The organism is Sulfitobacter sp. UBA4523 (assembly GCF_002388305.1).
Taxonomy (GTDB): Bacteria; Pseudomonadota; Alphaproteobacteria; order Rhodobacterales; family Rhodobacteraceae; genus Sulfitobacter; species Sulfitobacter pontiacus.
The window spans coordinates 1-9812 of the sequence record NZ_DGMH01000038.1 but is presented as its reverse complement, the minus strand read 5'-3'; the positions used below and the strand labels follow the sequence as shown (position 1 = coordinate 9812).

7 protein-coding genes are annotated in these 9812 nt (G+C 62.2%); 2 read left to right on the top strand and 5 right to left on the bottom strand.

Features of this window, described 5'->3' with window-relative positions; genetic code table 11:
- Together B3849_RS09505 and B3849_RS09500 are read left to right on the top strand one after the other, a co-directional pair.
- On the top strand, positions 1–1609 hold a 1609-nt coding region (locus B3849_RS09505), incomplete at its 5' end, for an aminopeptidase P family protein (protein ID WP_286780049.1).
- 40 nt (positions 1610–1649) lie between these two features.
- On the top strand, positions 1650–1994 hold the full coding sequence (locus B3849_RS09500; RefSeq protein ID WP_005854099.1) for a DUF427 domain-containing protein: 345 nt from the start codon (positions 1650–1652) through the stop codon (positions 1992–1994).
- A gap of 57 nt (positions 1995–2051) precedes the next feature.
- Here the strand turns inward: B3849_RS09500 and B3849_RS09495 are convergent, their stop codons facing one another.
- The 5 genes from B3849_RS09495 to lpxC all read right to left on the bottom strand — a co-directional run bounded on the left by B3849_RS09495 (position 2052) and on the right by lpxC (position 9427).
- Positions 2052–3812, bottom strand: coding sequence for a calcium-binding protein (locus tag B3849_RS09495; RefSeq protein ID WP_278424775.1), 1761 nt, complete (start codon positions 3810–3812; stop codon positions 2052–2054).
- A gap of 143 nt (positions 3813–3955) precedes the next feature.
- A complete protein-coding gene (locus tag B3849_RS09490) occupies positions 3956–5641 on the bottom strand; it encodes a chloride channel protein (protein ID WP_168592772.1) in 1686 nt (561 codons plus the stop codon).
- A 79-nt stretch (positions 5642–5720) separates the two neighbouring features.
- Positions 5721–7382, bottom strand: a complete 1662-nt coding sequence (gene recN / locus B3849_RS09485) for a DNA repair protein RecN (protein ID WP_286780048.1) — start codon at positions 7380–7382, stop codon at positions 5721–5723.
- A gap of 37 nt (positions 7383–7419) precedes the next feature.
- Positions 7420–8292, bottom strand: a complete 873-nt coding sequence (locus B3849_RS09480) for an outer membrane protein assembly factor BamD (RefSeq protein ID WP_005854107.1) — start codon at positions 8290–8292, stop codon at positions 7420–7422.
- Between the two features lie 211 nt (positions 8293–8503).
- Entirely contained in the window at positions 8504–9427 is a 924-nt protein-coding gene (gene lpxC / locus B3849_RS09475) for a UDP-3-O-acyl-N-acetylglucosamine deacetylase (RefSeq protein ID WP_278424814.1), read from the bottom strand.
- Between the last annotated feature and the right edge of the window lie 385 nt (positions 9428–9812).

The window sequence follows — 9812 nt, the reverse complement described above, 5'->3', positions numbered from 1 at the left end:
ATCGGCAGGCTTTTGTGCGGCACTGCGGGATGTGGCGGGGGTCTTTATCGACGGGCGTTACCGCACGCAGGTCAAGGCGCAGGTGGCGGATGTCTATACGCCTGTGGCCTGGCCCGAAGTCTCGCTGGCCGAATGGCTGCGCGCACAGCTGCCTCAGGGTGGCGTTATCGGCTTTGATCCCTGGCTGCATGCCGCCGGACAGATCGCCCAGCTTGAGGACGCCTTGGACGGCAGCGGCATCACGCTGCGCCGCACCGATAATCTGGTCGACCGCATCTGGGAGGACCAGCCCGCCCCGCCCATGAACCCCGCCAAGGTCCACCCGATAGACTATGCGGGCGAGGCCCATGGCGATAAGATCGCGCGGCTGGCCGAAGGGCTGCGCGACAAGGGCCGTGGGGCGGCGGTGATCACCCTGCCCGACAGCCTGTGTTGGCTGCTGAACATCCGCGGGTCCGATATTGCGCGTAATCCGGTCGTGCATGGCTTTGCCGTGCTGCACAGCGCGGGTCACGTGGACGCGTTCGTCGCCCCCTCCAAGCTGGAGGGGCTTGAGGCGCATTTGGGCGCGCATGTGACCCTGCATGCGCCAGAGGCGTTTTTGGATGCACTTGGCGACCTGTCGGGCCCCGTGCTGGTCGAGAAGGCCACCGTGCCTGTGGCTGTTTGGGACGCTTTGGGCGACAGGGTCGTCTGGGGCGACGACCCCTGCGCCCTGCCCAAAGCCTGCAAGAACGCGGCGGAGATCGAAGGCTCTGTCGCGGCGCATTTGCGCGACGGGGCGGCCTTGGTCGAGGTGCTGGCCTGGCTGGACGCGCAGCCTGCGGGCAGCGTGACGGAGACGCAAGTGGTGACCCAGTTGGAGACCGCGCGCCGCCGTGATCCGGCCTTGCAAGAGATCAGCTTTGAGACCATTGCCGGGACCGGCCCCAATGGTGCGATCATGCACTACCGCGTGACCGAGGACACCGATAGCCTTTTGCTAGACGGGCATCTGCTGGTGCTGGATTCGGGCGGGCAATATCTGGATGGCACCACCGACATCACCCGCACCATCGCCATCGGCACGCCGCCGGTCGAGGCGAAAGAAGCCTTTACCCGTGTGCTGAACGGTTTGATCGCCATGAGCCGTCTGCGCTGGCCCCAAGGGCTTGCCGGGCGGGATATCGAGGCTGTGGGGCGTTTGCCGCTCTGGATGGCGGGGCAGGATTTCGATCACGGGCTGGGCCATGGCGTCGGGGCCTATCTTAGCGTGCACGAAGGGCCGCAACGCCTCAGCAAGCTCAGCACGGTGCCCCTGTCCGAGGGCATGATCCTGAGCATCGAGCCCGGCTATTACCGCGAGGGGGCCTTTGGCATCCGGCTGGAAAACCTTGCTGTGGTGCGGTCTGCGCCTGATCTGCCGGGCGGGGACGCGCATCGCGCCATGCTGTCGTGGGAGACGCTGAGCTTTGCACCCATCGACACGCGGCTGATCGTGCCGCAGATGCTGACCCAAGATGCGCGAGACTGGCTGAACGCCTATCATCGCGACGTTGCGGAAAAGATCGGGCCGCGGCTATCACCGGTTGCGAAACTGTGGTTGGATGCGGCAACAGCGCCGGTTTGAGCGCGATATATTTCAGTTCATTCAGGGAGGACGGTCAGCAATGGCAGACCATATCAAGATATTGAAGTCGAACGGAACATGGACGGTGCGCGCAGGGGGCGCGGTACTGGCCGAAACACGTAATGCGCTTGAGCTGCGGGAAGGCGACCACGACGCGGTGATCTATATCCCCCGTTCGGATATCGCCATGGCGTTTCTGGACAAAACCGACAAGACCACCCACTGCCCGCACAAGGGCGATGCGCATTACTTCTCGGTTGTGACCAAAAGCCGGACGTTGGAAAACGTGGCATGGTCCTACGAGGACCCCAGCGAGGATGTCGCCGAGATCAAGGGCCATCTGGCCTTCTACCAATTGCCCGAGGTTGCGGTCGAACAAATCTAGGGCCCCCGAAAGGGCCCTGGAAATTCAAGATTAAAGCAAGGGGGGCTGCGGCCCCTCTTATGCGTTCAGCAGCCAGCTTGTGTCCGCGCTGAGATCGGCGGCGCTGGTGTTTTGCACGATCACCACGACATTGCCGTTGACCACAAGTTCACTGTCGGTGCCATTGGCTGCGGCGCGGATTTCGAACATCCCGTCACCGGGGGCAAATTGCGCGGGCGAGCCTTGGGTTTCCTGCAGGTAAAGCCCGTCTTCGGCGAGATTAAAGTCGGTCACGATGACCGGGGCCTTGCCCACTTGATCATAGCCGATGGCATTGATCACATCGGCCCCTTCGCCCCCTGTCACGGTATCGCCGTCGTTGGCGCTGATGGTGTCACTGCCATCGCCCCCCAGCACGACATCTGCCATCGTATCCGTATCGCCTGACACATTGCCGTCGAGGTTGAAGTCGAACGCGCGGATCACATCGTCACCGGCACCGCCGTCAATACTGTCGGTCCCCAGCCCCGAGATCAAAAAGTCATTCCCCGCCCCGCCGTTCAACGTGTCGTCGCCCAAGCCGCCGAACAGCGCGTCATTGCCAGCGTCGCCATCAATCAGGTCGTCGCCCCTGTTGCCCGCCAGCTTGTCCGGCCCCTCGCCGCCTGACAGCGTGTCATTGCCGGGGCCTGCGTTGATCGTATCAGCACCTGCGTCGCCAGACAGCGCATCATTGCCACTGCCGCCGTTGATCAGATCGCTTTGGGTGCCGCCGCTGATCACATCGTCGCCGCCATTGCCATTCAGCGTGTCGTTCAACCCGCCCCCCATCAACGTGTCGTTCCCGATGTTGCCGTTCAGCAGGTCGTTGCCGCCCTGCCCGTCAAGCATATCATCGCCCGCCAACCCGCTCAGCGTATCGCTGCCAACCCCGCCCATCAGCGTGTCATTGCCCTGCCCGCCACTGAGCCCGTCGTTGCCTTCGTTGCCCATCAGGATGTCGTCGCCGTCGTTCCCTTCGATGTAGTCAAAGCCTTCGCCACCGCTTAGCGTGTCATTGCCGCGCCCTCCCAGCACGGTATCCGCGCCAAAGTTGCCCATGGCGTCGTCATCGCCTGATCCGCCGTTGACCAGATCGTTGTTGGTGCCACCGCGCAGCACGTCATCGCCGGAACCGCCAAAGAGCGTGTCCATCAGCCCGCCGCCCAGAAGCGTATCATTATCGGCCCCGCCATCCAGATTGTCGGACCCGAGCCCGCCCACGAGGGAATCCGCGCCGCCAAAGCCGCCAAGGCTATCGTCGCCGCTACCGCCGATCAGCGTGTCATTATCGGTACCGCCATCAAGCGTATCGCTGCCGTTGTTCCCATTGAGCAGATCATCACCCAGACCACCGCGCAACATATCGCTGCCCTGCCCGCCAGAGAGATCATCGGTGCCCCCGAAGCCTGAAAGACTGTCCGCGCCGTTCCCGCCCAGCAATGTGTCGGCACCCGGCCCGCCGTTGACGGTATCGCGACCCTCTTCGCCATTGCCAAGATTGTCGCCACCGCCAAGGTTCAGCAGGTCATTGCCCGCGCCACCCTGCACCGTGTCATCGCCGCCAAAGCCGTTTACAGTGTCGTCACCGCCAAACGCGTCGATGTCATCATTCGCGCCCGTGCCCGTGACCAGATCAGGGCCGTTGGTGCCCTGCTGCGTAGCGATCTGCGGGTCTGTCACCTCGGGCTCTGCCACGTCTTGCATGTCATCATTGGTATCGTCGTCATCGCTGCTGCTATCAATCAATCCCGCAAATCCCAAAAGCGCGAGCGCTGGTAACAAAGTCAATCCAAGCATGTTCAAATCCCTCTAAGCTATACCCAGAGTGTAGCTTACGCTGAGGAACGCAAGAAAGACAAATTACCGCCGCATTTCAGACACATTTCAATATTTAGGACAGTTCACCCCTGCCGCACCTACTGTCGCGAATACAGCGACAATCAAGAATGTTCCTCGGCCGCTGTCTCGGCCAGGGCGCGGTTATAGGCCTTGAGCGCATCCACATGGAACAGCGCGCCCAGCAGTTCGGGCGGCGATTCGGGCTTGAGCGTGACCACGGGAATAAACGCCGCGCCGGTCTGCTCGAAAATCGGCATCGCGGCCTCTAGCGTGGCGGTGCCGTCGATATAGGTCCCCTCGCCGATCAGATCCCAGCAGGTTTCTTCGTTCGCAGCGCGCAGGTCGTCGGGGCGGCGCATGATGCGGCCCACCATGAACATGCCCAGCAGATAGGCCTGAGGACCGGCGGCAAGGTGGATACCACGGCGTTCCATCTGCGTCAGAAAAAAGCTGCGGTGCACCAGACGCGAGGCAAGCGCGGTCGACATGCTAACAGCGACCATCACCGCCAGACCTGTCTGCCAGTCTCCGGTCAGTTCGAATACAATCAAGGTGGTAGAGATCGGCGCCCCCAGAACGGCAGCTGCCACCGCGCCCATGCCTGCCAGCGCGTAAAGCGACGTGGCCCCCGACATCGTGGGAAAGACGCCCGTGGCGATCAAGCCGAAGGCCAGTCCCGTCAGCGCCCCCAACATCAGCGAAGGCGAAAACACCCCGCCGCCCATCCGTCCGCCGAGAGTGATCGACACCGCGATGATCTTGAGCACGGCAAAGACAACGGCTTCGTGCAGGATCATATCACCGCTTAGCGCGCGGGTCGTCGTCTCGTATCCGACGCCGATGATATGCGGGAACCATAGTGCAATCACGCCAAGGATTGCCCCTGCCACGGCAGGGCGCAGGTAGCGCGGCAGCTTGCTGCGGGCCTGTATGAAGTTGCCGAAATCCTCGGCCCAGAAGATGCCGCGCATCAGAAAGACCGCCACCACACCGCAGGTCAGCCCCAGCAGCAGGAAGGCGGGCAGCTCGGCATAGAAGGACATATCGCCCACGGTGGGCAGGGCAAATTCGGTCAGGCCGCCGAATTCCAACCGGTTGATCACAGTGCCTGCGGCCGACGCGATCACGATGGGCGCAAAGGCGTGCACGGCAAAGTGGCGCAACACGATCTCGAGCGCGAAAAGCGCGCCTGCGATCGGGGCGTTAAAGCTGGCAGAGACGGCCGCCGCAACGGCGCAGCCCAGCAGGTCACGACCGGTAATACCGCTGGCATTGATCCGGCGGCTCACCAGGGTCGAGATCACGCCCGCAAGGTGGACCACCGGCCCTTCTCGCCCTGACGATCCGCCGGTGCTCAGCGTGATCAGCGAGGCCAGCGCCGACGCAATACCGGCCCGTGTTTCCACCCGACCTTCGTGCAATGCCGCGCCAAGGATCACATCGCCGACGCTGCGCACGCGGGCGTCTCGAGTGAAATTATGCAAGATCAGCCCCACGGTCAGCCCGCCGATGGTGGGGATCAGAACGACCCAATACCAATCAAGGCTGCCGATAAAACTATGCAAGTGCTGCACATCTTCGGTGCCATAAAGAAACGCCTGTAATGCGTTGATCCCTTTACGAAAAAACAGCGCGGCAAAGCCAGCCGAGATGCCGATTGCAAGCGCGATGAACCAGAAGGTGACCTTGCCCGGTCCTTTTTCACGCAACACATCCCACCCCAAACGCGCATGGCTGCACAACGTGTCATACTGCTGGTTCAGAAAGGGGCGCGGTTTCAAAGGCATGGCGGCTTTGCTGTCAGGGTTTACCCATGTCTAGGACAGAGCCGCCTGCGTTAAAACCCCTGCAATCAAGACTGTGCCGCTAGCTGGCGAATTCTTCGCCCAAAAGCTCGCGCGCGGCGGCGCGTGCGGCCTCGGTAATCGTATCCCCTGCCAGCATCCGCGCGACCTCGTCCACGCGTTCCGGCGCGGACAGTGGCGTAACCGTCGACAGGGTCTTGCCCTTGGACACGGCCTTGGACACGCGCCAGTGATGCGCGCCCAAAGCGGCAACCTGGGGGGAGTGGGTGACAACAAGCACCTGCCCGCCCTGCGACAGCGCCGCCAGACGACGCCCCACCGCATCGGCGGTCGCACCGCCGACACCCCGGTCGATTTCGTCAAAGATCATCGTCAGGCCGGTTTGCCCCTTGGCCAGACAGACCTTAAGCGCGAGCAGAAAGCGGCTGAGCTCCCCGCCCGATGCGATCTTGCCCAGTGGGCCCGCAGGCGCGCCGGGGTTGGTGGCCACGGTAAAGGACACCGCATCGCGGCCTTCCGGTCCGGGCGTTTCCTCGGTGATCTGCGTGGCAAAAACCGCGCGCTCCATCTTGAGCGGGGCAAGCTCTGCCGCGACGGCCTTGTCCAGCTTGCCCGCTTTCTTACGACGCGCGTCGGTCAGGGCGTCGGCTGCGGCATCATAGGCGGCTTGGGCGTCGCGCACGGCTTTCTCCAGGCCCGCCTGTGCGGCCTCGCCTGCGTCCAGCGCGTCCAGCTTGCCGCGCAGCGTCTCGGCAAAGCCCGCCAGATCGTCGGCCAGCACCTCGTGCTTGCGGGCCATGGCGCGGATCGCAAAGAGGCGCTCTTCGGTTTCTTCCAGCTCGATCGGGTTGAACGACATGGTGTCGATGGCGGCGACCACGCCTTCCATCGCCTCGTCCAATTCGACCATCGCACGCGAAAGCGCGGCCATCGGGGCCTCTAGCGCGCCGTCGGCTTTATGGGCCACCCCGTCGAGCCAGCGCAGGGCGTCGCCCAGCTGTGTCTCTGCCCCGCCCTGCCCCATCATCTCGTAGGCGTTGACCACATCGCTGCGAATCTTTTCGGCGCTTTGCATCAGGCGCCGGCGCGCGTCGAGCTGTTCTTCCTCGCCCGCTTGCGGGTCCAGCTTGTCCAGCTCTGCCACGGCGTGGCGCAGGTATTCTTCTTCGGCGGCAATCGCCTCGCGTTCGGCGGCGGCCTGTTTGGCAGCCTTGCGCGCCGCAGCCAAGGCAGACCACGCCTGCCGCACCTTGTCGCGCAGCGGGGCGGTGCCGGCGAATTCATCCAGAATGGCGCGGTGGCCCTTGGGGTCAAGCAACCCGCGGTCATCATGCTGGCCGTGCAATTCGACCAGTGTTTCCGACAGCGCGCGCAGCACCTCCCCCGAGCAGCGGCGGTCATTGACCCAAGCCGTTTTGCGCCCGTCAGACCCGTTGATACGGCGCAAGATCAGCTCGCCCCCGCCGGGCAGGCCCGCCTCCTCCAGCACCGCATGGGCGGCGTGACCTTCGGGCAGGTCGAACCATGCCGTGACCTCGCCCTGAGACGCGCCCTGACGCACCAGATCGGCACGCCCGCGCCAGCCCAGCACGAACCCGAGACTATCGAGCAAGATCGATTTACCCGCCCCGGTTTCGCCGGTCAGAACGTTCAAACCCGGCTGAAACGCAAGTTCCAGCCGGTCGATGATCAGCATATCCGAAATATCTAGGCCGCGTAGCATGGGTCACTATCCGTGTGGGCCGTCAAAAGGCGCGTGGTCAGATCCATTCGCCCTTGATCGTTTGGCGGTAGATCGCGGTCAACCAGTTATCGCCGAAGGACTTCATTTCAAGCCCCTGACCGGTCAGCAGCTTATAGCTTGCCTCGTACCATTCGGTGGACTGGTAGTTGTGCCCCAGAATGGCGCCTGCGGTCTGCGCCTCGTCCGTGAGACCCAGCGACAGATACGCCTCTACCAGACGGTGCAGCGCCTCGGCGGTGTGGGTGGTTGTCTGGAAATCCTCGACCACGACGCGGAAGCGGTTGATCGACGCAGTATAGTGTTTGCGACGCAGATAATAGCGCCCCACTTCCATTTCTTTGCCCGCCAGATGGTCAAACGCCAGATCGAATTTCAGCACGGAAGACCGCGCATATTCGCTGTCTGGATAATCCTCGATCACGCGACGCAGTGCTTGCAGCGCCTGAAAGGTCAGCCCCTGATCGCGGCCAACTTCGTCGATCTGGTCATAGTAGCTTAGCGCGAGAAGGTAGCTTGCATAGGACGCGTCATCATCATCGGGGAAGAAATCAATATAGCGCTGCGCGGCAGAGCGGCTGTTAGGGTAATCCTGATCCTGATGATAGGCGAAAGCCTGCATGATCAGCGCCCGCTTGGCCCATTCGGAATAGGGGTACAGGCGTTCAATCTCGGAGAAATATTCAGCCGCTTCGGCAGGGCGTTTGCGGTTCAGTTCAAATTCGCCACGCTCGTAAATCTGCTCGGCCGAGTATGTTTCAAGCGGAATTTCCTGAGGGTTGAAGAAGCTGTTGGTCGTCCGACCCGTGTCCTGAGCACCACCGCACGCGCCAAGAACGCCCGCCAAAAGCACCGCACCGACCACCCGCTTGCGCGACATCGTACCCGTCATGCGTTTCACCCTCGCTTTAAACTCTGCGTCACGTTTCACGATACGCCTTTGCCCGTGACTAGCACAAGGTTTCGCGCAACAAAACGACCATTCGGCAGTCCCCTGCAAGGGCGGCTGTCGACGGGCCAAATCGTAAACAAAGGATTACCCAAGCCCCACCGGAGTTTCAACCGTCGTTAACGCCCTGCCCTGCGACATCGCGTTACCGCTTTCAGGCAACGGCGGGGATTTCGTCCCACTCAAGACCAAAGCCGGGCAGACGCGACGCCATTTGCGCGTCACATTCAACCATGCGCACGGCACCGGGGGTCGCGAACAGCGCCCGCAGCAGCGTGTTGGTCAGGCTGTGGCCGGCGCGCACGCCGGTGTAATGGCCGATCAGCGGAGCGCCGGCCAGCGCCAGATCCCCCAAAGCATCCAGCATCTTGTGGCGTACGGGTTCGTCCGCGTGGCGCAGACCACCGGGGCTCAGCACTTGGTCGCCGTCAAAGACGACAGCATTTTCACCCGCGTGACCGCCCAATGCCAGACCGTTCGCCTGCATCGCGTCTACATCCGCTTGACGGCAGAAGGTCCGGCTGTCGCAAAGTTCGCGGGCGAAGCTGCCGTTGTTCATGACCAGCGATTTTTCCTGATGGCCGATGGCGGCATCGGCGAAATCGATGACAAAGTCGATCTTCAGGGTGTCTGCAGGTGCGATAGTGGCCGAGGCTTCGCCATCCGTCACGGTGACCGTTTTCAGCACTTCGAAAGCGCGCACAGGGGCCGCGAGCACACGCACGCCACGCTGCATGATACCCCGCACGAAGGGCGCGGCAGAGCCGTCGAGGATTGGCACTTCGGGGCCGTCAATCTCGACCAGCGCGTTGTGGATGCCACAACCGGCCAGCGCGGCCATCAGGTGTTCAACAGTAGAGATTTGCAGGCCCGCCGCATTTTCCAGCTTGGTGCAAAGAGGCGAGCGATTCACCGCAACCCAGCGGGCGGGGATCAGGCGATCGCCCACATCCACGTCACTGCGCGAGAACCAGATACCGTGATGCGCGCCAGCCGGACGGATCGTCACAGTTGCAGGACGGCCGGAATGAAGGCCGGTGCCGCTAAAGCTGATCGCTGTCTTAATGGTTGTCTGCACGGTCAATACTCACTGTCCAAAGATCATCTGTCTAAGTTGAACTCTGTCCTAACGGGGCCGTTCCTAATGCTCAATTCAATCATTGCTACCGTCTGAAACATCACTGTCACAATTGGGCGTTAACGTGCGCATACCCCCAATAATCCATTGTTATATATAGATTTCAGGCTCCCGATCATCCCTGAACTGCCGGCGAAGCGTGAACATATAACAGCAATATTTCAACGAATGTTACCGACCCGCGCACCCCAATTGCTGCACCGCAGCACGCCTAAAGTTGTGGCCCTAACGGAAAAGACCACCCCTAAGGGTGGCCTTTCGGACGTTTACGAGGACGTCTTAGGTAAGCTTAGTTCGCCTGACGACGCAGGAAGGCAGGGATTTC

Coding starts and splice junctions, on each gene's coding strand:
- B3849_RS09495 (WP_278424775.1), bottom strand. CDS start 3,812: ATGCTTGGATTGACTTTGTTACCAGCGCTCGCGCTTTTGGGATTTGCG.
- recN (WP_286780048.1), bottom strand. CDS start 7,382: ATGCTACGCGGCCTAGATATTTCGGATATGCTGATCATCGACCGGCTG.
- B3849_RS09490 (WP_168592772.1), bottom strand. CDS start 5,641: ATGCCTTTGAAACCGCGCCCCTTTCTGAACCAGCAGTATGACACGTTG.
- B3849_RS09480 (WP_005854107.1), bottom strand. CDS start 8,292: ATGACGGGTACGATGTCGCGCAAGCGGGTGGTCGGTGCGGTGCTTTTG.
- B3849_RS09500 (WP_005854099.1), top strand. CDS start 1,650: ATGGCAGACCATATCAAGATATTGAAGTCGAACGGAACATGGACGGTG.